The organism is Anaerohalosphaeraceae bacterium (assembly GCA_035378985.1).
GTDB lineage: Bacteria > Planctomycetota > Phycisphaerae > Sedimentisphaerales > Anaerohalosphaeraceae > JAHDQI01.
Map to the genome: position 1 here is coordinate 326,911 of DAOSUR010000001.1, position 21,193 is coordinate 348,103.

A 21,193-nucleotide genomic window follows, 5' to 3' on the forward strand; every position below is an offset into this window, starting at 1 on the left:
CTGTGTTTTTTGGAAGCCCTTACGACTCTTGAAATCCGGAACCTGGGAGCAGATTATCGTAGCAGGATTTTCGGTGCAGGCGGTCGCAAAGGCGGGCGTAAACGGAAGAATGAATCTGGCAGACTCGTGATTCGGAGATACCGAGGGCTATACCGATTTCTTTCATCGTCAATCCTTCCAGATAATACATAGTCAAAATCGCTCCTTCCTGCTGGGAAAAACCGTTTTTCAGGTATTCGCGGAGGTCGCGTATCTGTGCCTGCAGGACCGGATCGGGACTTTTTGTGTCGGTGATGCCGCTTAATTCGGAAAAGTCTGACTGTCCGTCGGAACCGGCAAATTCCCGACTGAGGGAAAGGAGATGAACCGTATTGACTTCCTTTAAATAGTCATAAAACTCGCTCAGATTCATCTTTAACTCTGCGGCCAATTCTTCATCCGCCGGCGGTCTGCCTAATACGGCCTCTAATTTTTGCAGCGCGGTGTGGTAGCGTCGGGCCTTTCGACGAGTCAGACGCCCAAAGAAATCACTTTTGCGGATCATATCGAGCATCGCCCCTTGAATGCGAAAGGCGCAGTAGGTTTCAAACTTGGCATTGCGGCTGGGGTCAAACCGCTCAATGGCTTTAATCAGCCCGACGGCACCGGCACCGAGCAAATCCTCCATTTGGACGCAGCGCGGCAGACGGGCCGCCAGCCGCTCGGCCGCATAACGAATTTCGGGCAGATAATGCATAAAGATTTGATTCCGGATGTGAACGTCGCGCGTCTGAAAATACTGCTGCCAGAGCTGGCTGAGTTTATCCCCGCCGGATTCCATTTGTTACCTCCGTGCAACAAAAGGCCGTCTTCGATCGGTTCAAATGAGCATTCTCCGAAAATGGACTTTATCGATCGCACAGGAAAAAATCTTCAGAATTTTTTTGTGTTTTGCAATTTTTTTCACGCATCAAACAAAACGATGCCAAAGGCCGGCTTCCAGCCCTTCTCCTTCGCTGAACACATCAGAAGACAGAACGCCCCAATGACAGCGAGGTTTGTTGGACTTAGAATAATGCGGACTTTTTTTCTCACCCGGGCTTGCGCCCGGGGCTATGTCTCCTGCAGAAATTTTTCGCAAGTCGGCATCTTGGATTGTTCAGCGAAGGCCGAGCATTTTGAGCACGATGGCGGCGGTTTGGGCGGATGCTTTGCGTGCGGCAAAAGGACGCATCAGCTCCACAAGGGCGGTGCTGGTCTGTATGAGAAGCAGTTTGTTATCGAGCATCGCACAGGTGCGTGCGGCCATTGCGGAAATGCGGGGCAGATACGGCATATATTCCGGAACCAGCTCTTTGCGGGCCAGGATATTGACCAGCGACAGAAAGCGTGTTCGGATCAGCCAGCGGCCCAGCAGGTGCCACAGAAGCGGATTGGACTGATACATCACAATCATCGGGCAGCCGGCGGCGGCAACCTGAAGCGTAGCGGAACCGGAAGCCACGAGGGCTAAATCCGCGCGGCGGGCCAGCGAAAAAACCTCACCGAGCTGGTACTGAATGGACAGAGTCGGAAGCTGATGGGCCTTCAGCCAGGCGAGTTTGTCTTCATCAGAAGCGGCGGCAAACAGCTGCAATTTCGGATGATGCTCGGCGACCTGGGCGGCGATTTTCTGCATCGGAAGCCAGAGGGACTGGATTTCGGCATGGCGGGAACCGGGCAGGAGAGCGATTTTGGGGGCGGCCGGATCGTAGTCGGCATAAGATTTATAGCACTGGTCGGGATTGAAAGGAATGTCATCAAAGAGCGGATTGCCGACAAAATCGGTCCGCACCCCGCGGCGGGTGAACCAATCCTTTTCGAAAGGCAAAATGCAGGCGAGCCGATCGCAGCAGCGCCGGAGCTTGCGGATTCGCCACGGGGCCCAAGCCCACAGCTGCGGAGCGACATAAAACAAAACGGGGATGCCGAGCCGCTTGGCGGCCTTGGCCAAGTGAAAATTGAAGGCGGGCGAATCACAGACGATGAGCAAATCGACGGGGTTGGTTTTCAGATAATCTACGGCGATTTTCAGGAGAGCTCGGTAAAAGCCGAGCTGACCGAAGACATTGTAGAGCATCGCCGCCCTGCCGACAGGATTTTCGAGGAGTCGGCAGCCGGCAGCGGCCATCTTGGCCCCGCCCAGACCAACCCACTGAATGGAGGGTTTTTCGGGCAAGGGAATATGTTTGCTGTCGGCACCGGGCCAGTTGGAGGGCGGGCCTTGGGTCCGTTCCGAGACGGCACGAATCAGGTTGGCACAATGGGCCTCGGCACTGGGCTCCAGTGCGGCGATGAAGATCTGTTTGGGCTGCAGGGCGGCCATCGAATTCCTTTCTGCCGATGCCTCGGAAAGCAGGATACTATACTCTGAAAAAGACCGCATGAAAAGGGCTTTTTGAAGCCGATTTCGGCAGCAAGCGGCGGATTTATCCGGAAAAGTACGGATAGCCGGGAGCGGAAGATTTCTGGTTCGTAAAAATTTTTTGAAATTTTTTATTTTTTGTCTTGACAAGCTCGGACAGGGGGGGGGTAATTAGAAAGAATCGTCCAAGGGTTTTCGTCCAGGTGATTTCGAAAAGTTCAGCAGGAGAAAAGAATCAGGGCAAGGCAGACGGATAAGGAGTCCTCCTTTTCGAGAGTTGTCCACACCTTGCATCCGTGGAGACAGGGTCTATTTGGATACCTTAAGGAGAGCGGTTATGTGTTTCGGGCATTTCTTCCACTGTTTGGGGGTTGGATTGGGTCTGTTGTCGGGTGTTTTGATGGTAAGGGCTCAGGACTCCATCCCGCCGGAGGCGGCGGCCCTGTTTCAGTCGGCAGAACAATTCCAAAAGGCCGGACAAATTGAACAGGCCCAGGCCGACTATCAGCGGATTATCGAGTCGTTTCCAGGGACCCCCTTGGCCGCCCAGGCGCAGGCGAAGATTGTCTGTGTGCGGCTCGAAGCCGGCGACTTGTCCGGGGCCGATGCGGAACTGGAAACTCTCTTTTCTGTTTATTCCGGGCAGACGGAGCCGTTTACCCGCTCGATCTATCCGATTCTGAATCGGTATGTGTATCGCAAGGAGTACGAAAAGGCCGTAGAGGCGGGCCGACGGGCCCTGCAGCTGTATCCGACGCACGGCCATTCCTTTTCGACACGGGCAGTGATGGCCGAAGCCCTCGTACAGCTGAATCGAACGGGAGAGGCAGATGCCCTCGTGGAAGAGATGTTTTCACTGTATCGGGGGCGGGAGGATTTTGTACCGTTTGTGCATACGGTCAAGAGTGCCTACTGGAAGGCCGGGCAGAAGGAAAAATCGCAGGTTTTATGCCGGCGGCTGCTGGAGGAATTTCCGGAGCATCCGATGGCGGCGCGGCTTTGGGGAGACTGGATCTGCGGGGCGATGGTGCTGGGACAAGAGGACGGGGTGGAGGAAGCGATCGAGACGCTGTTGGCCCGTCCGGAGCCGGCGGAGGAGTTCTTGTCGGCGGTGATTCGGATTCAGGAGCGTTCGCTGGCTCAGAATGATTATTCGCGGGTGCTTTCGGTGGGAACACGAGCCCTGGAAAAGTATCCGTTCCGTCCGGAGCGGATGTGGATTTACCGGTACCTGGCGGAGGCGTCGGCCGGGATGCAGGATGCGTCGGCAGCGGAGCAGTGGGCGCGGCGTCTGACCCAGGAATGCGGCGGACAGGCGGAGTTTGGGCAGGCGGCGGTCCAGACGGGGCATGGGCTTCGGCGACACGGGCTGTATGCGGCGGCGGCGGAGGTATATGGAGCGGTTCTGGGCCAGGGACGGAATCCGGCGGAGGAGCTGTGTGCCCTGACGGGGATGGCGCAGTCCTATATTCATTTGGGCGAGGACGGCCGCGTGGAACAGATTGTCGAGCGAATAATGACAGACTATCGCGGGCAGGAGAAACTGGGGTATTCGGTCTTTGTGATTGGCGAGGAATATCTCGTTCAGGCGGAACTGGCCCTTCAGGCCGGCCATCAGACAGAGGCGGAAGAAAACTACCAGAGAGCGGAACGGGTGTGGAAAATCAACCGATACCGCATTCCGGAGGACCCGAAACATCAGGCCATGGCAACACATTTTACCGGCTGGACTTATCACCAATGCGGGGATTACAAAAGAGCGGTAGAACTTTATGAGGAAACGTTGGAAACATGGCCTTCTTATGAAAAGGCATGGCAGTGCGCTATGGTCGCCGTCAACTGTTATGAAAAATTAGCGATTGCTGGAGTTCTATCCCGCCCAGAGGCGAACGCTTTTATCAAAAAGTGCTATGAACAAATCCTGAATAACCCGCAATCCTGCCCTGCTCCTATCCAGTACCGAATCAGAAACCAGATTGAACAAATTGAACAGGCCGGATCGCCCTCAGAAAACAAGAAATGACTTTTCAGCGGGTTTTTCTATTGATCTTTAAAAAAGAAACTGAACAGGATTGAAAACCTTAGGATCAAGACAAGCTTGCTCAAAATCAGGTTTTCGGAGCGTATTCTCTGGATTCCCGCCTGCGCGGGAATGACGATAAGAAAGGATGAGAAATGAATCAGAAACATCTTTTTGGGATTTGTTTATCTCTACTGTGGACAGGAACAGGAATGTTTTTTCTGGAACAGTCGCATCTTCCGGCAGATATGGAGAGTGTCAAAGGAGGTTGCGGCAGCGGTCCTTGTTGGAATATTTCTGATGGATGCGGTTTCATTGGCCATGCACGCTGTATATGGACGGAAGGAGTGTGCACGGGAACCTGCGGGGATATATGTCCAGGAAGTACTCCGGACCAATTGTGTCCCGGTGTTCTGTTCAATTGTACTATCCGTCTCGAACAATGCAGCGATCGATATAAGCGAGAGTGCAGGCCTGCGGCTTATCCTTCGAGATGCCAATGCATTCGAATGGGCATTGTAGGCTCCTGTGTTCGTACCGTCTGCGATTAAAATTTACGGAAAGGGCATAATCATGGAAAAGCGGCGAATCACTTGGGTCTGCCTTTTTTTGGCAAACTCCCTGGGAGGATATGGAAGGATTGTCGATATCAACCTGGAAAAACTGGCTGAGATTTGTACAAGATATGAAAAATATTTTAACAGCATTATGATGGAATATACCTACACGGCTCCGGAACCGTCTGAGGAACACCTTGAAGATTGGAAGCGAGGAGAACTGCTACTGTTTACAGGACCTCAAACCATCCTTTTCACTGCCGAAAAACCCTTCGACAAAAAGTTCAGGTTCATTCAGGCACTGCGGTATGACACTCTCCAGGGACTGAAAGACGTCTATGGGTGTCGGACCTATAACGGCCGAGTCTTCAGAGAATATTATATAGAAGACCCCAACAGGCCGCCCAGAGGTACTCTTCAAAAGGAACCTCACGAGGATCCGATGACAATGATTAATAATACGCCTTTGGGCTATACCATCTTTCATCGATGCGATTTTTCGCTCTCGGTGCTGGATCTTCTGAATCTGTATCGGAAGAACCACGACCCCAATCTTTTGTTTTCATTGGATCCTGCTGTCACCAAGGTAAACGGCTTTGATGCAATCGAATTAAGCTGTTCGGTGAAATGGCCCACAGGGAAAATGCAAAAAATGTTTGGGATGTATTTTTCGCTCGAACATAATTACGCTGCAGTCCGAATCACCTACTATAACGGAGACAAGGCTATTCTTGAATATAATGTAATGAAGCTGACTCCAATTGGAGACGAGTTTTGGTTTCCAATTGAATGCACGGTCTTATACAGCGATGGAACGTCCAGCCGGATAACCGTTACGGATGTCCGGGTCAACCAGCCGATTGAAGAACAGGAGTATGAGCTGGAATTTCCTCCCGGAACCAAGGTGAACGATACGATTACAGGAAAACAATATACGATCAAACCGACTCAGGAGCAGATCGATCAGGCATTATACAGGAAGTAAACGGATCTCTGTGCTATCGTCGGTCGATAGAGCAGGAAAAGGGAAGACGGAGAATTGAATCTTGACGGGTCTCCGGCAGTCCATTGTTATCTTTATTTCCCTTTGTATGCTGGTTGAAGCAGCCGCTTTTCCGCAGACAGAAATATCCTCGCTTGAAAATCCCCAACTTAGCCAATGCGGCATCAATTCTCTTTATCTATGCCTGAAATATCACGGAACAGACATTCCCCTGGAGGATCTATATGCACGGATCCAACCAGACAGCCAAAACAACGTCAGTCTGAAACAACTGGGAGACTATGCACGCGAAAAGGGACTGTACGTGAAATTCATTCGGGAACCCACCGCCCAAACGATTCAAAAAGCTCTTCAAAGAAACAACAGCATTGTACTGCAGTTCCAAATTCCGCTGCCGGACCATTCTGTTTATAAGCATATGGCTGGTTTAATCCAGTCGGATGCAAGCATCCTCCTGCTGGATTATCCCAATCCCCAAAGAAAACTATCGCTTCCGGAATTAACCAACATGGCTGCCCACAGCGAAGGAATACTGGTGCTTTCTTCACAAGCGGCTTTGAATCTGCATTCGGCAGGGTACTGGATGATGGGAAGCGGTCTTTTAGGAATGACGGTTTTGGGTTTCTCTTTCGTTCTGAAAAGACGGAGGCCACAGAGAACAGGGGATTGATTCCGGAGGAAACGAAAGAAAACCATCCATCTGATTGCCCCGCCGGTGCTCCCCTAAAAGAAGAGGAAGGCCGGAAGGGAACAAAAAAAGGGTTGGCGGCGGGGGCAAAAAAGACATCCTGAACCGTCAGTTAGGGGGGCATCACTTCTTTTTATCCGGAAAAGTACGGATAGCCGGGGGCGGAGGATTCCGGGTTCCGGATTTTCTGCTTTTCCGTATTTTTCCTTGACAAGCCCCGGTGGGAAAGAGGTAGAATAAAGCATCATCCAAGGGCTATCACCGGGTACGCGATTTCGACAAGTTCAGCAGGAGAAACGAAACAGGGCAAGGCAGGACGGATAAGGTGTCCTTTGCGCAAGAGTTATCCCCCTTGTGTCCGCAGAGGCAAAGTCTATTAACATAAGGAGAGCGGTTATGGGTTGGAGGCATTCGTTCGGCGGGTTGGGGGTTGGATTGGGGCATTTTGTGCTGTGTATTCCCCAAGAGGATAAGACGCTGATTCTGGACGGCCCCAACGAGCCGAAACTGATCGAGAGGGCTTTACTGGGGAATCATGACGAAACGGTTTGGGACGGGACGATTCTGCTGATTCAGACCAGCCGGCAGGACTATCTGGAAAAGATGGTCTCGGAGCAGATTTCCTGGCAGGCCGCCGTCCATGCAGCGTATGCATGGTTCGTGAAAGAGGATGCAGATGTCTCCGAGGAGATAGAGAAAATCTCCGCGTACTATGCAGAATTGTCCCAGAAACAGATGCAAAATATCAAAGGAGGGTGTCCAGCAAATAAATGTCAAAAACAAGATAACAGTTGTTTAACGTTCATTCCCTGCCAAACAAAAGAAGATTGTAAGTCTGGGTATGTCTGTGATGATCAGACAGTAGAGGAGTTGTGCGTGTCTGGAGGCTTTCTACTAAACTGTTATTATGATATTGCACATACATGTGCCCCAAAAAGACGGATCCTTCAACAATGTGTGGGTATCGAAAAGCGTATTTGTCTGCCGGATGTGACAATAAGCTATGGTCAATGCGGCGGCAAATATGTACGGGATTGCTACCTATGGCTGTTTTGAAAATACTGACTAAACAAAGGAGACGACGATGAGAATTCAGAAAGAAATACTGCTGATTCATTTGGTTTTTTCTTTGTTCACGCAATCTTATGCTGACGCCAAATTCATGACCGCAGAGCAGTTGTATAAAGTCATGCGTGCCTCGAGTGAACGGTACTTTTGCGTAGAATCGCAAGCTGACGTTCGTCTTTTCAGAATTGACGGCGAAACCGATACGATTGTGGAGGAGGCAAACGCTTTTGTTTGCTGGTCTCCATTTCGTCAGACTTGTCGAATCGACTTACATTCCTACGAACCAGTAACCGTCACAAAAAAACTGGTGTATGATATTGGAAGGAAAGAGGGACGCCGTCTTATGGATGAACCGAAAGCAGTCATCCGTTACAAAGCCGATATTCAAAAAACAGATCTGTCCTTTCAAGGGCAGATTGCTCCATATTGTCTGTATTGGAAAATATGGCCGCATACCATTTACGAATGGATTACTTTAACCGAACGGCTGGAAGATTTGACGGTGAATTTTGATGAGAATAAGAATCTGTATATTCTTGAGATCCGAACCGAAAAGCCAGGTAACCCCGGAGCAGCTGTCCAACAGTTCGCTATAGATCCAGCCAGAGGGTATTTGGCTGTGCAAGAGAAAACCGTTGTTTACGAAGAGGGGAAAAAGACGCATACTTTTACGAACAATTTCCTCGATGTCCGTCAGATAAATGGACTATGGATTCCAATGAAGATAGTCTGGTTTGATGATCAGATAAATATGAAGGGGGAATATACCGTTCAATCGGTTCGTGTTAATGAGGCATTTTCACTGGATCAGATACGGATAGAATTTCCAAAAGGTACTCAAGTCAACGATCATATACTCGGGCTCGAATATATCGTAGGCCGCAAGGAAGCTGCGGACAGCTCTTTGAGCGGAACAGCGGGAAACTCACAAGAGGATTCTTCGGTATTGCCGCCGGCGGCAACGGATGAGCAGCTGGCCGAGGCCGCCCAAAAGGCACAGCAGCTCCTGGCGCAGCAGACCCAGACCGCCGAAAAACAATCCCCTGTCATTTACCCCGAATATGTCTGGATTGAGCCGGGGCGAAAGGAGTATGTTCTGACGGTGGAGATGGACAAGACGGCACCCGGTCCAGTTCTGGGCGGCCATCAGTTTGAGGGGGGCGGGCTGCTGCTCCATCAGCTCAAGGAGCAAATCGCCGACAACGGACAGATTCGGCTTACAATAGAACGGCCGGCGGACATGACCGGCTATGGGGAGGGAACCCTCGTTCTCGACCTTGCCGGACAGAAAAAAACCATCTATCTGATCGCCCCGCCGCTGCAGCAATGACAACCCCCGGCTTTGATCAAACCTCACCGAAAAGGAATTTACGGCAGGATACAGTAGCGGGGATCGCGGGTTTTCCAAAGACCAGCCAGGATTTTCAAATCTCCCAAATCAATGAAATTATCGGCCAGCAAATCGAGCCGCTCGCAACCGTCAAAGGGAACCCCGCATGGATTCTGAAGCCAGGATTGCAGGAGAAGTTCCAAATCGGCCTTATCCACAACAGCATCGAGGTTCAAATCGGCCGTCAGGGGTTCGAGAATTTCGTAAGCCAGTCCATATTCGGCTGATTCCGTCGAAGACTGATTGCGGATGCGGATGCGGTACAGCCCCGTCTGAGCAATCAGCAGGTCGGCTTTTTTGAGATTGTCAAACGTGCCTGTATCCGAAAAAACGATCCGGCCGGCGGAGTCTTCAATGACCAAATCCAGGTTGGCCAGATAGCCGGTCAATTCCCCATTGTCTATCAGATTGTTGCGGGGCGGCTTATCCTGCCAGCGCACGCGCCGCTTCCACGTAACAGTCAAGACCAGCCGGCTGCCGATGGGGATGGACGGGAGCGTATAAGTATGGGTCTGTCCGGGCGAAAGAGATTGAAAAGTCCAGCCGCGGGGCTGAGAAGTCTCCTGGCCGACACTGAGTTTGGGGCTGCTCAGGATGGAGAAGGCGCGGGCGGCATCCAGCCGACCATAGCCGCGATGGGGATGCCAGAGCTGTCCGGTGGTTTCCAGGCCGGTTTTGTCCTGAATATTCGGAAACGCGGAATTGACCAAGACGGCCTTGAGAACAACGCTGCGGCCGTCATCCGGTTCGGATGTGGTATCCGCATACTCCAGCAGGACGGCGGCAGCCCCAGCGGTATGAGGGGCCGCCCAGCTGGTTTGACCGCGTTCTGTGCCTTCGCTTCTCCAGGCGGTATCACTGCCGTCCGTCGGGACCGTTAGCTTTTGTGCGGGGGCGGCGATTTCGGGTTTGCGCCGGCCGTCCAGCGTCGGGCCGGGATTGCTTGCCGAGCCGATGCGCCGATAGACATCCGGTTCGGTCGTAATCAGGCCCGCCGTTGTCACACCATTGAAAGCGGTACCGAAGATGGTGACAGAACCGTTGTCGTTGCCGGCGGCATTGGCAAAAAAGATACCGTGGGTGTATGTGTAATAATCGTACAGCAAGGTGAACGGGAATAATTGGTCATAATCCGCCCCCAGCTGAATACCGGTGACGACAATTCGGCACTGGCTGGAGCGGAAATAATCCAGCGATTTCTGAAACCACTGAAAGTTTGTTGTGCGGTTGGGGTCGGTCTCGGAAACACAGCGGGTTACTTTAGCACTGTAGATTTCGGCATCGGGGGCCATGCCTCTATGCTGAGGGAAGTTTTTTCCGCCGCGGGAAGCAACAATGCCCGCCAGCGAAGTATCGTGCCAGTACGGTTCATAGGGCTGGACTGTATCCGAGGTCGGATCATACCAATAGGCATGTGAATTACCAAAAGGATTCCCCTGCAGGTCTTTGTCAAAAAAGGCCTCGTGGGTTGTTCGGCAGTGCATCTGGGAAAGCACGCCGACACGCACCCCTTTGCCTGTATAGCCCATTTGGTGAAGGACTTTGACATTGATGCCGTTCGGGTCAGCGGATTCGGCCAAAGGATAAGCAACCCGGCAGACAGAAAAGAAAAGACCGAGTCGGACAACCCAGAGACACTTTCCTTTGTTCATCCCGCCAAAACCCTCCACCCATTACCGAGTCTTGCTGAACAAAAGCGCCCGACAATTATAGCAAAACGAACCGGGAAAAAGCAAGTCTGATTAAGACACCGGCCAGCCCGCGTAAAAAATGATGATCCCGAGCAGGACAGCCGCCACAGCCCAGAGGCGGTAAAACCAAAGGGGACGGCTGCGGCACCATTGGAACCAGGCATGGATTCTGGTAATCGGCATAGCAGCGAAAAGGACGCTGCCGACCACGGTAAGAATGCCGAGAACAATAATTACGGACGGGATGCGGCACTGGCGGGCATAAAGAAGAAAAAGAACCCCGACAACAATTTTCAAAACCACGGCTGCATAGGCCCGACGCCCCCGGGCGAAGAAGCCGATAAGCGTCTTGTGCCAGAGCGGCTGAATCACAACAACAAGACCCCAGACCGCCGTCAGAAGACCGATGATACTAATGCTGTATTCCATCGAGCACCTCCGTTTCAGAAGGTCAAAAGGAAAAACCGGAACCAGTTTACGCGATTCGTTCGACCATATCCATATCAATTTCGACACTGGCGGCCTGGCCGAGCATTTGGACCTGAAGAACCAGTTTGGCCTTTCTGGGCGTCTGGACGATAAGCCCTTCAATGCCCATAAGAGGGCCGGCAATGACACGGCATCGCTGCCCTACCCGAAGAAACTCGTGGGGCACAACGGTCCGGCCGCTCCGCAAAACCCTTTCAATGGGCAGCAGTTCCTGAACCAGCTGAGACTGGTTGCGAACAGTCAGAATGCCGGCGGTGCGGTTCGTCTTGAGAACCTCAAGCCGGTCCCGTTCGGTGCCGCAGAAGAACAGATAGCCGGGAAAGACGGGCATCAGGGAGCGCAAGGTTCGACTGCTTTTGCGGCTGATTTTCCAGGACATCGGCAGAAAGTAGCAAACCTCTTTTTGGACCAGCTGCCAGGCAAGGGCCTTCTCATTTCGGCTTTTGGTGTGAGCCACCCACCAGGTCCCCTCGAAGGAATCTATCGAGCGTCCCTCAGGCCAGATTATCGGGGGATTTTCGCTTTCTTTCAGCATCGATGTTTTCTCCCTCTCTGTTTTTTTCACACAGAAGCCGTCAGATACTCCGTTTCCTCCTGAAAGAGCACAAACCCTTCGACGCCGGCGGGAATTAAAATCGTATCTCCTTTTCGGAAAGCAATCGGGTCAAAATGAGGGCCATGAATGAGCCCGGCACCGGTTAAAAAGAGGACGGCTTTGGGAACGGGAGATTCGAGCAGAAGCTCGCCCTTGGGCATTTGATGCCCTTTATCGAGTTTAAATTCAGGAGCATCGACCAGCCGGCCGACCGTAGTCACAGGAAGCTCGTCGGCGGATACCCCAAAATGAATGCTTTCGAGGGCCTGTTGAATATGCAAGGCCCTGGGTTTGCCTGTGGAGGGGTCGAGGCGGTTCCAGTCAAAAACGCGATAGGTGGTGTCGGAGGGCTGCTGGATTTCAGCGATGACCAGACCGGCCCCGATGGCGTGTGGGGTTCCGCTGGGCAGGAAATGACACTGGCCGGGTTTCACCGGGACAGCCACCAGATACTCCGCACAAGTCCCCTCGGCAACAGCCCGGGCGAACTGCTCTCGGGTCGTGCCGGGCTTGAGACCCTTGTAAATAATCCCGTCCGATGGTGCATCCAGAATATACCAGCATTCCGTTTTGGGCTGCCCCGTCCCCATACGACGGCAGGTTGGCGCATCCGGATGAACCTGAACACTGAGCACGTCCCTCGCATCCAGCAGTTTTATCAGCAGCGGAAACGGACCGGGACGCCCTGTTTCGAGGGCCCGTCCAAATGAACGAATCGCCCGGTCAATGGTCTGTCCGGCCAGCGGACCGTTGGCAATCACGGACTTATCCTCCGGCAAATCAGCCAGTTCCCAGCTTTCCCCAATGGGCCTTCCGGCAGGCAGGTCTTTTCCGAACAAGGCCCGCAGACGCTGGCCGCCCCAGATACGCTCTTTAAAAATCGGTTTTAATTTTAATGGATAGGGATTCATAAGAACTACTGTACGCCAAACAAGCGGTCTTGTCCAGTCTTAGAATTGAACAAGGCAAGCGTCTATCCCGTCAGAGAGCTTCGAGAATGGCCTGGGCTATTGCAGCGGCAAGGCGATTTTGGAAATTTCCATCATAAAGGTTTGCGGCTTCGGAGGGATTGGACAGATACCCGCATTCAATCAAGACAGCCGGTCCGTTGGTGCGAACCAGTACGCGGTAATCATTGGTTCGCAGACCGTTGCTCGAAAGGCCTGTCTGGGCCAGATACCGTTCAATGAGCCGCCCTGCTCGTCGGGAGGCCTCTGAGGCATTCGGGGCAATATAAACGGTATAGCCATGATGAGAACGGCTGCGATTGGAATTGTGATGAATACTGACAAACAAATCAGCGTTAACACGGTTGGCAATTTCAGGGCGCTCGTTCAGCTCGATAAAGGTATCATTATTCCGTGTCATAATCACATTGACGCCCTGTTTTTTGAGAAGCCAGGCAATTTTCTGGGCAAGTTTGAGATTGACTTCCTTCTCATAATACCCCAGATAGCTGATTGCCCCCGGGTCTTTCCCGCCGTGTCCGGGGTCAATAACGACGGTTTGTCCGCCGGAAGGCCGCGAGGGGGACGGGGTATATCGGGGCGAAGGCGTGATGGGGGCTGCCGTTTTCAGAGAGGCGCGAATCCGAGGCAGCAATAGTTGAGAAACATAAACAGTCGAGCCCTCCATAATAACGGTACCGGTCTGACCGATATTTTCTCCATTGACATAGACGCTGCCGCCGGGATGAGTGAAGATAACGACACGATTGGCCGAGTTGGTCAATTCTACATAGCGGCCGTTTGTAAAGGATACGTGCAGACCGAGCCGAGCGGCCAGATGATCCACAGAAATCATATAGGATGGCGCCGAAGGAGCCGTTGTTTTAGGTGCAGTTTGACAGCCCGAGAGGGCCATTAAAAGCAACAGAAGCGCAGGCAGCCATCTGTTTATTCTCGGCATACTAAATCCGGAAATTACTTTTTGACTCTTGTTATCTATGCGGTAAAAGTCGGACTATCGAGTCGCAATTCTTTAGCAGTTTGGGCGATATTTAGCGAACGAAGAAGAAAAAATCAAGCAAAAACAAAAATACCCTACGAATAATGGCGTACTCGACAGTCCGCACAAATCCCCTCCAAACGAGTCTGCCGATGCAGCACAAGAAATCCGTCCGGCAGATTTTGGACCGCCGGAACGACGGCCTGATAAAGACAGACCGTTCGGCCGCAATCCCGACAGGTAAAATGCGGATGGCAGTGGTCGGGTTTGCAATGATGAGCGAGTTCAAAATGCCGGATGCGGTTTCGCAGATAGGCATTGTGAACAATATCATGTTTGAGCAAAAGCAGCAAAGTCCGATAGACCGTGGCCTTATCCACAGAGCCCGCCGTCACCCGCTCAAAAACCTGTTCACCGGTCAGAGGACTGTCCGCTTCCAAAAGAACACAGAGAATCTCTAGACGGGGTCGTGTTTTCCGCAACCCGTTTTTATCCAGCAGCTGTGCAGCTTTTTGGAGGTGTTCGTCCGTCATGAATGTGTCCGTTCGGCTGACTCAGAAGGAGTCGGATTTTCCTTGCGGCCGCAAAGAATACACTGATGACCGAGATGAGCCCCATCGGCACGGACAAACAGAAGCGGAAAGACGATGTCGCTGATGCAGCAGGGAAGCCAGACAGCAATAAAGAGGGCCAAAAACATTCCAACCAACAGTGTAATACTCCAGTCAGCGTGTGTGTTCATCAGCATATGGCTGGAAGAGGCCCACGTGCTGACCAGGACATGAAGAGCATGCGGGTACTTGGTCTTGGGGACAAAATAGGCGATGACAATCCCCAGAATTGCGGCGGGATTGACGAGCCACCATTCTTCGATAAAGCCCAGATGCAGCTGGGGTTTATGGTCATGCTCCTGCGGAGATTGAGCCGGAGTATGGTCATGTCCATGCTCCGTGGGGACGGCAGCACCGAGAATCGTCTCGCCGAAGAAGGGAATAACGCTGTCGCTGATTGTAGCGATTCCCACAGAGCCGACATAGCCGATGACAAGAATCAGGAGAAAATTTCCAGCTTTTCGGTGGAGCTGGAAGAGGGCTGCGGTGACCATTGCACTGAGAACAACATGAAGAGGATGGAATATGGAAAAAAGGATATGACCGCCCGTCACTCCGAGTCGTCGGAAAAGGAGCATAAAAACAATGCCGGTAAGGGCTCCAAAGACAGTAAAGGGAGAATGTTCTTTTAACTGACGGGCAATTAAACGCAACTTTTCATACGCCATAAGAACCTTCTCCTAAACTGTAAATTCACCTTTAATCCGATGTGGTTGCATATTTATAAAAACCATAACCTATTTGCAAATGATTTGCAAGAATAAAATATACAAAACATACTCGACCTATAATGTTATTAATTAAATCTGCTTGTTTTAAGAAAAAACAGACCTACAATAAAAAGCATTTATTGAGGAGAGTCATAATGCGGATAAAACTATTCTTCTTCGGATTGTTTTGTTTCTTTCCGGCCGGGTGCGGGACTGTCAGACAAGTGCGTTCGCAAATCGAAGCCAGCTCCCAGGCCGTTTCCGAAAATATTCAGGCCGTCGAAGCCAGCACAGCCGCCATCACGGCCAATCAGAAGGCAATCCGGGAAATTACGACATCCCTTGAGGATGCGGCTGAAGCGATGAGAAAAACAACGGAATCGCTCGAGGCCAGTTCACGAGCTGTAACAGCCGCCACCGAATCGATACAGGCCAATCAAAAGGCGGTAGAAGAAAGCACGCGTGCGATTGAGGCCAATCGGGAAGCCATCGAACAAAGCACAAAAGCCATCCAACGTACAATGGAAAAACTAAAGCCCGTTCTGCTGCTGACAGAACAGGGGCACTTTCCATGGAAAATCCTTGCGGCAGTCGGCGCATTTCTGCTGACTGTGCTGGTGATGCCGAGCATTTTGCTGCTGCTTCTGGTGATCAGGACAGTAAAGAGAACAAAGGAAACCATTTCAGAGAATAAGACAAAACCTGTCTCACACCCGGGGCATGGACAGACAAAATAACCGGAAGCCGGTAAAAAAGGCGGACACAATGAAAACACCTGTCCGCCTTTTGTTTCTACTATGCCAATGGATTAAGCAGCGCCGCCTCCCTGCTCACGAATGACAAACCCCTGCGGGGCCAGTCCGGTTGAGGAAGGAGTGCCGGCGATGCGAGCCAGATAAGTATTGCCCATCTTCTTGATGTGCTGATCCACATTGTCAAAGTAGTTGAAATGGGACTGCTCTTCCTCGATGATAGTCTCGAAGAGCTTTTGGCTGACGGAGTCGCCGTTCTCACGGCAGACCGCAGCGAACTGGTTGTACACATCGATGGTATGGTCTTCAAGGCCGGCGTCAAAGGGGAAGATTTTTTCCACTTCCTGCCCCCGGACGGTCTTGGCGGCCGGCTCGGCGGTGGGTTCGCCGCCGAGTTCTTTAATGCGTTCCGCGAAGGATTCGGCATGACGCATTTCATCAATGGCAATCAGTTTCATATTGGCGGCCAACTCGCCGAAATCCATATCATCCAGGCCGTAATGCTGATTCATATACTGGGAGATGGCTTGCAGTTCCATCGCCCGAGCTTTATTGAGGACTTCAATCACTTTTGCCTTTTTGTCCTTTGCGCTTTTGGCCATAGTTTTTCTCCCTTCGCTTTTGGTTTCGGGTTGTCCTTAATTTCGAGAAATTCTAAGCGAATCTAACTCCAAAATCCAGCCAATTTTGGGGGAAAAAGAATCAGAAATACCCTTGCAGAGCTCCAAGAAATGCAATTATCCGCTTTGCAAACGGATGTTCGGGGAGTAAAATCCGGACTTTGTCAGAATCCTTGAGAAAGAAACAGGTTATGTTTTTTCTGCTGCATCGATATTTGATGAAAGAGTTGCTGCGGGTGTTCTTTTTAGCCACCGTGGCGCTGACGCTGATGCTCAGCGCGGGGCTTTTGGTCCCGATGATTAAGGAGTACGGGGTCAGTCCGCGCCAGATGCTCAGTTTAATCGGGGACTTTTGCCCGATTACCCTGACGTTTGTGATTCCGATGGGTGCCCTGTTTTCGGCGGCGATTACCTACGGGCGGTTTGCGGCAGACCGGGAATTGGATGCCTGCCGGGCCAGCGGAATTGCCTTTCGGACGCTGATTCAGCCGGGATTCTCACTGGCGCTGGCGGCGGCGCTGGCGAACCTGCTGCTGAGTTTCCACATTACACCGGCCTTTGTGCACCGCAGCGAGTATCGGGTTCGGGCGGATGCCAAGCAGATTCTGTTCCGCAATATCCAGCGGAAAGGCTATTGGGACATTCCGGGAGGGCGGTACAAAATCTACGCAGAACAGGCCGTTCCTGCAGACAATCTGCTTTTGGATGTGGTTATTTTGGACATTCAAAAGAATAAACCGCCGCGAATGATTACAGCTCGTCAGGCAATCGTGGATATTGAAACGCGGCGGGAGCATCATTCCGTCACGGTGATTACGGAGGATACGATTCGTTTCGATGAAAACCAGCCGGTTCGTGTGGGCACGATTGGGGTCAGCCGGCGTGTGCCCCCCCTGCTGGCGGATAAAATCAAGTTTCAGAAAATCGAGCAGCTCAAACAGATTCAGGCGGACAAACTTCAGTTCGGCCCGATATATGATTTGGCCCTGACGGTACGCGCTCAGACCATCCTTGAGCGTCTGGCGGAAGAAGGCCGTCAGACGCTGAAAAAACCGCAGGAATACATTCGGTTTCGCAGCGCCGACGGAGGACGGGAATACCTTCTGCGGGCGGCAGGTTTGGAAGTGAATCAGGAGCGGCAGATTGACCTGACCGGCCCCGTACGGCTGCTGGAAATCCTGCCGTATCGCAACAATGAGGTTTATTGCCGGTACGAAAGCGACCGGGGAAAGATTACCCTCGAAGATGACCGAATTGACCGGGGGCTGGAACTGATTCTGGAAACACCGCAATGGCAGCTGGGAGGCGGCGTGAAGGGAACCGCGCTTCAGAAAGCAATTCCGGAACTGCCGATACCGGAAGCGATCCTGGAAGGACTCCAGCGGGACAAGCTTCTTGAGACCCTGACAAAAACGGATTCCTCCGGAACAGGGCTCGGTGTTTCCAAACCGAGCAGGATTCTGCAAGCTCTGCAAACTCAGCTCCGGGAGCAGCTGGTTCAGGTGGACAATCAGTTAACCAGTGAGATTCATTCCCGGCTTGTTTTGGGCTTGGGGTGCATTCCGCTGATTGTGACGGGGATTTGTCTGGGGATTCTGTTTCGGGGGGGACATATTCTCAGCGCCTTTGGAGCCAGCACGATTCCGGGGGCCCTGCTGATTGTATTTATTCTCTCGGGCAAGCAGCTGACCAAAAATCCGGCCGCCGGCCCGGAGGTTGGGATCGCCGTGATGTGGGGCGGGCTGGTTTTGCTGACGGTACTGGCGTGGATTTTGTATCGGAAAATCAGTCGGGTTTGAAAGCGGACAGAGTTATGCGGCTGCTGGATCGATATATCGCAAAAAACTTTCTGGTGGGGTATTTTATTTCCTTCTTCGTCCTGATTGGGCTGTGCATCACGCTGGACTTGTTTGTGAATATTGATGAGTTTGTCGAGCAATCCGGTCAGAGCAAGGGCATAATGCTGCGGCATATTCTTTTGTACTACGGGCCGCAGACAGCGCTTTGGTTTCGGCATCTGGCCGGAATGATTACCGTGATTGCGGCGGTTTTTTCGCTGGCCCGGATGACAAAAAACAACGAACTGATTGCCGTAATGGCCTCCGGAATCAGTCTCAAACGCATATTGGCACCGATTCTGTTTCTGGCAGTGCTGCTGATGGGACTTCAAATTGCCGATGAGGAATTTTTGATTCCGCGGCTGGCAAACGACCTGACAAGAGGTCGAGACGAAATCAGCCAGCCGCGTCGGTTTTCGTTTTGGTTTATCAGCTCTCCGGAAGGGCATTTGTTCTGCGGTCGGGAATACAATGAATCCACTCGGACAATGAAAGATGCCTTTGTGATTCTCCGGCGGCAAGAACCGTCCAGCCAGCGATGGACAGTAATCGGACAGGTTGAAGCCGAGCGGGCAGTGTACGATGCGCATCGCAAAGGCTGGGTGCTCGAGAACGGACGGCGGATGAATGTTCTCCCGGAAGAAGGAGGGCAGACCTCACTGACCTCCGTAGAAAAGATTGATTTTCTGGCCAGCGGGTTGATGCCGGAGGACATCGGCCTCCGCCGCCAGGAAGGATACAAATCGCTCCTGAGCCTGGGGCAGATAGAAGAACTGCTGCACTATCCGGGCACACGAAAAACCGACCTGGCAGAGCTGATTCTGCAAAAGCATTCCCGCGTTGTCGACCCGATTATGAACCTGATTATGCTGATGACGGCCCTGCCGGTTCTGATTCGACGGGACCCCCGGGAGATTAAATCTGCCATTGTAATCAGTTTCACGACAACGCTGGGATGTTTTCTGACTGTCTTTCTCTGCAAGTTGTTCGCAACAGAAAGCTTTGGCGGACGGGTCTGGCCGGAAGTATGGGTTTGGGCACCGGTTTTTCTCTTTCTTCCAGTCGCCCTGCTGCAAATTGATTCAATGAAAAGCTAAAACACCCCTTTTACGTCCGATAAAATCTTTCGGATAATCAAACCAGCATGAGCTAATTTAAAAAAAACAGGATTTTCCTATTTTTTCTATATTCCCTATTTTAACTTTGACGATAATAGAGTGTGCAGTGATTTTATGACTTTTACGGAGAAAAGACTATGGACAGCACACTCGTCGAACAGCGTAAGGAAGTGCGTACGGAATTGAGTTGGCCTGTGAGCGTCTGGCTGCCGGGCGCCAATCGCTTTTTCAACGGCCGAAGTGTAAATGTGAGCAAGGGTGGAGCCTATTTGACAATCCCGCTGACCGCCCCTGTACGTCCCGGACAAGAAGTGGAACTTAATTTTCCGCGAACCTCGCAGCTGGCTCATCAAAAGGGGCAATACGCCCGGATTAAGGCCGGAAAGGTGGTTCGGGTGGACCGCTCCCGGATGATGAGCGAGGGCGTGCTGGGACTGGCGGTTCAATTTTTACAGGATTAAAGGGGGCTGCGGCGCCGCTGACAAACCTTTGCAGAACGGCTCAGAGTTTTACAGGGCGGCAAAGGTGATTTTTGTCAGCGGCCGTGCGTCCGCACAGTTTACAGACATACTGGGGATTTTCGACCAGTTTTTTGTACTGCTCCCAGTTGGTATGATGATAATGGAGGTTGATGAGATAACACAAATGCTTGTTATGACCCGGATGAGGCAGGGAGGGCTGATGCATCGGGACCCCTTTCCTTTTCTTACGGTTCTTCCTGCGTCAGTTGTTCAATAAAACGGTTTGCCTCGGAAATCGAGGCTTCCATTTCACGAATCAAGACGGCAACTTCTGATTCCATTATGTTTAATTCCTGCCGAAGAGAAGCCACGGCACGGGCATTTAAGTTGTGTTTGAGAAAAAGAACCTGATCCCGGAAGGCGGCCAGAACGGGGTCCATTTTGTCGCGTGCCCGCTCCATAGCAGCCATCATCGTTTCGTAATAGCGGCGGGTTTGGTCCAGTTTGCGGCGGCTGCTTTCGCGAAGACGGTCGCTGGAATACTGGGTCAACTCTTTTTCCCATTCCCGGAAAAGTGCTTCGGAAACCTCCTTCACCCGTTCAATCCGAGAAGAAACGGCGGAAGCCTTCGAGCGGCTCTTTTCGTATTCACTGGAGAGGGTTTTGTACTTTTTCTCCAAATCACCCCCTTCAAAACGGAGCTCGGTGCTGAACTGCTCGAGGGCGGAGGCCACCTGCTCTTTGGCCTCATTCTGAGCATCCCGGGCCTTGGCAACTTCCGTGACCATCTGGCTGCGTTTGGGAACACCGAATTTTTCCTTAAGACCGATTTCCATACTGCGGCAGCCGAAAAGAAAAAGCGACAAAGACAGAATCATCAGCCGTATTGTCCCGGCATCCTGTTTCCCGGTTTTCATAACAGGTCTCCTTTCCTCAGCCGCCTTTGGCCTTGATAATCCGCTGGGCTCGTTTATCCGCCAGGTGTTCATGGACAACCAGAATGGCATGAACCACACCGGGAATCCACCCGAGCAGAGTCAGCAGAATATTCAGCAGAAACTGAATGGGTTTGCCGCACAAAAGTACAGCCAGCGGCGGCAGAACAATCGCGAAAAAGTATCTCACGGTTTATCTCCTTTCACGGACCCTTTCAGTATAAAAGGTTTCTCCAAAAGAGCCAAGAAAAAACTGTTTGCGGACAAGACATCCGGGGCTACAATACATTCAGCATTTTTTATTTTTGGGAGAATTC

At 51.9% G+C, this 21,193-nt stretch carries 21 protein-coding genes and 1 pseudogene; 9 read left to right on the forward strand and 13 right to left on the reverse strand.

The annotated features are described in order from the left end of the window. Positions 1 to 19: 19 nt before the first annotated feature. Positions 20 to 820: a FliA/WhiG family RNA polymerase sigma factor gene (locus PKY88_01480; protein ID HOQ03872.1), complete on the reverse strand. Its 801-nt coding sequence runs from the start codon at positions 818 to 820 to the stop codon at positions 20 to 22. Positions 821 to 1,138: 318 nt separating this feature from the next. Continuing rightward, on the reverse strand, positions 1,139 to 2,344 hold the full coding sequence (gene lpxB / locus PKY88_01485; GenBank protein HOQ03873.1) for a lipid-A-disaccharide synthase: 1,206 nt from the start codon (positions 2,342 to 2,344) through the stop codon (positions 1,139 to 1,141). Positions 2,345 to 2,720: 376 nt separating this feature from the next. Between lpxB and PKY88_01490 the strand changes: the two genes are divergently transcribed. The 5 genes from PKY88_01490 (at position 2,721) to PKY88_01510 (ending at position 9,049) form a co-directional block, all read left to right on the forward strand. Continuing rightward, positions 2,721 to 4,406 carry a tetratricopeptide repeat protein gene (locus tag PKY88_01490; GenBank protein ID HOQ03874.1) on the forward strand — a complete coding sequence of 562 codons (1,686 nt, stop codon included), beginning with the start codon at positions 2,721 to 2,723 and terminating at the stop codon, positions 4,404 to 4,406. A gap of 570 nt (positions 4,407 to 4,976) precedes the next feature. Further along, positions 4,977 to 5,945, forward strand: coding sequence for a hypothetical protein (locus tag PKY88_01495; protein ID HOQ03875.1), 969 nt, complete (start codon positions 4,977 to 4,979; stop codon positions 5,943 to 5,945). 61 nt (positions 5,946 to 6,006) lie between these two features. After that, complete coding sequence (locus PKY88_01500) at positions 6,007 to 6,633, forward strand: cysteine peptidase family C39 domain-containing protein (GenBank protein HOQ03876.1); 627 nt, start codon at positions 6,007 to 6,009, stop codon at positions 6,631 to 6,633. A gap of 414 nt (positions 6,634 to 7,047) precedes the next feature. Then, the gene (locus PKY88_01505) at positions 7,048 to 7,707 is read left to right on the forward strand and encodes a hypothetical protein (protein HOQ03877.1); all 660 of its coding nucleotides are present in this window, start codon (positions 7,048 to 7,050) and stop codon (positions 7,705 to 7,707) included. 28 nt (positions 7,708 to 7,735) lie between these two features. Then, positions 7,736 to 9,049, forward strand: coding sequence for a hypothetical protein (locus PKY88_01510; GenBank protein ID HOQ03878.1), 1,314 nt, complete (start codon positions 7,736 to 7,738; stop codon positions 9,047 to 9,049). A gap of 38 nt (positions 9,050 to 9,087) precedes the next feature. Here the strand turns inward: PKY88_01510 and PKY88_01515 are convergent, their stop codons facing one another. From PKY88_01515 to PKY88_01545, 7 genes are all read right to left on the reverse strand, one after another. After that, positions 9,088 to 10,761: a S8 family serine peptidase gene (locus tag PKY88_01515; protein HOQ03879.1), complete on the reverse strand. Its 1,674-nt coding sequence runs from the start codon at positions 10,759 to 10,761 to the stop codon at positions 9,088 to 9,090. A 90-nt stretch (positions 10,762 to 10,851) separates the two neighbouring features. After that, a complete protein-coding gene (locus PKY88_01520) occupies positions 10,852 to 11,229 on the reverse strand; it encodes a hypothetical protein (protein ID HOQ03880.1) in 378 nt (125 codons plus the stop codon). A 46-nt stretch (positions 11,230 to 11,275) separates the two neighbouring features. Next, positions 11,276 to 11,824, reverse strand: coding sequence for a transcription termination/antitermination NusG family protein (locus PKY88_01525; protein ID HOQ03881.1), 549 nt, complete (start codon positions 11,822 to 11,824; stop codon positions 11,276 to 11,278). A gap of 26 nt (positions 11,825 to 11,850) precedes the next feature. Then, the gene (locus PKY88_01530; GenBank protein HOQ03882.1) at positions 11,851 to 12,795 is read right to left on the reverse strand and encodes a class I mannose-6-phosphate isomerase; all 945 of its coding nucleotides are present in this window, start codon (positions 12,793 to 12,795) and stop codon (positions 11,851 to 11,853) included. Positions 12,796 to 12,865: 70 nt separating this feature from the next. After that, complete coding sequence (locus tag PKY88_01535; protein HOQ03883.1) at positions 12,866 to 13,687, reverse strand: N-acetylmuramoyl-L-alanine amidase; 822 nt, start codon at positions 13,685 to 13,687, stop codon at positions 12,866 to 12,868. Between the two features lie 239 nt (positions 13,688 to 13,926). Further along, the gene (locus PKY88_01540) at positions 13,927 to 14,364 is read right to left on the reverse strand and encodes a transcriptional repressor (protein HOQ03884.1); all 438 of its coding nucleotides are present in this window, start codon (positions 14,362 to 14,364) and stop codon (positions 13,927 to 13,929) included. Beyond that, positions 14,361 to 15,110 (reverse strand): hypothetical protein, encoded by a 750-nt coding sequence (locus tag PKY88_01545; GenBank protein ID HOQ03885.1) that lies wholly within the window; start codon positions 15,108 to 15,110, stop codon positions 14,361 to 14,363. Before PKY88_01545 ends, PKY88_01540 begins: the two co-directional genes overlap by 4 nt. Positions 15,111 to 15,307: 197 nt before the next feature. Here PKY88_01545 and PKY88_01550 point away from each other — a divergent pair, with 197 nt between their 5' ends. After that, complete coding sequence (locus PKY88_01550; protein ID HOQ03886.1) at positions 15,308 to 15,889, forward strand: hypothetical protein; 582 nt, start codon at positions 15,308 to 15,310, stop codon at positions 15,887 to 15,889. Between the two features lie 71 nt (positions 15,890 to 15,960). Here PKY88_01550 and PKY88_01555 read toward each other — a convergent pair whose 3' ends face one another. Then, on the reverse strand, positions 15,961 to 16,506 hold the full coding sequence (locus PKY88_01555) for a bacterioferritin (GenBank protein HOQ03887.1): 546 nt from the start codon (positions 16,504 to 16,506) through the stop codon (positions 15,961 to 15,963). Positions 16,507 to 16,715: 209 nt separating this feature from the next. Here PKY88_01555 and PKY88_01560 point away from each other — a divergent pair, with 209 nt between their 5' ends. The 3 genes from PKY88_01560 (at position 16,716) to PKY88_01570 (ending at position 19,941) form a co-directional block, all read left to right on the forward strand. After that, complete coding sequence (locus tag PKY88_01560; protein ID HOQ03888.1) at positions 16,716 to 18,323, forward strand: LptF/LptG family permease; 1,608 nt, start codon at positions 16,716 to 16,718, stop codon at positions 18,321 to 18,323. A gap of 14 nt (positions 18,324 to 18,337) precedes the next feature. After that, complete coding sequence (locus PKY88_01565) at positions 18,338 to 19,459, forward strand: LptF/LptG family permease (GenBank protein ID HOQ03889.1); 1,122 nt, start codon at positions 18,338 to 18,340, stop codon at positions 19,457 to 19,459. Positions 19,460 to 19,617: 158 nt separating this feature from the next. After that, positions 19,618 to 19,941, forward strand: coding sequence for a PilZ domain-containing protein (locus PKY88_01570; GenBank protein HOQ03890.1), 324 nt, complete (start codon positions 19,618 to 19,620; stop codon positions 19,939 to 19,941). A 40-nt stretch (positions 19,942 to 19,981) separates the two neighbouring features. On the opposite strand, the gene PKY88_01575 is transcribed toward PKY88_01570, so the two are convergent. The 3 genes and pseudogenes from PKY88_01575 to PKY88_01585 all read right to left on the reverse strand — a co-directional run bounded on the left by PKY88_01575 (position 19,982) and on the right by PKY88_01585 (position 21,066). Further along, the gene (locus tag PKY88_01575; protein ID HOQ03891.1) at positions 19,982 to 20,167 is read right to left on the reverse strand and encodes a hypothetical protein; all 186 of its coding nucleotides are present in this window, start codon (positions 20,165 to 20,167) and stop codon (positions 19,982 to 19,984) included. Between the two features lie 19 nt (positions 20,168 to 20,186). After that, positions 20,187 to 20,858: a DUF2959 domain-containing protein gene (locus tag PKY88_01580; protein HOQ03892.1), complete on the reverse strand. Its 672-nt coding sequence runs from the start codon at positions 20,856 to 20,858 to the stop codon at positions 20,187 to 20,189. Positions 20,859 to 20,943: 85 nt separating this feature from the next. Next, positions 20,944 to 21,066, reverse strand: a pseudogene (locus tag PKY88_01585) (YqaE/Pmp3 family membrane protein). Positions 21,067 to 21,193: the final 127 nt, after the last annotated feature.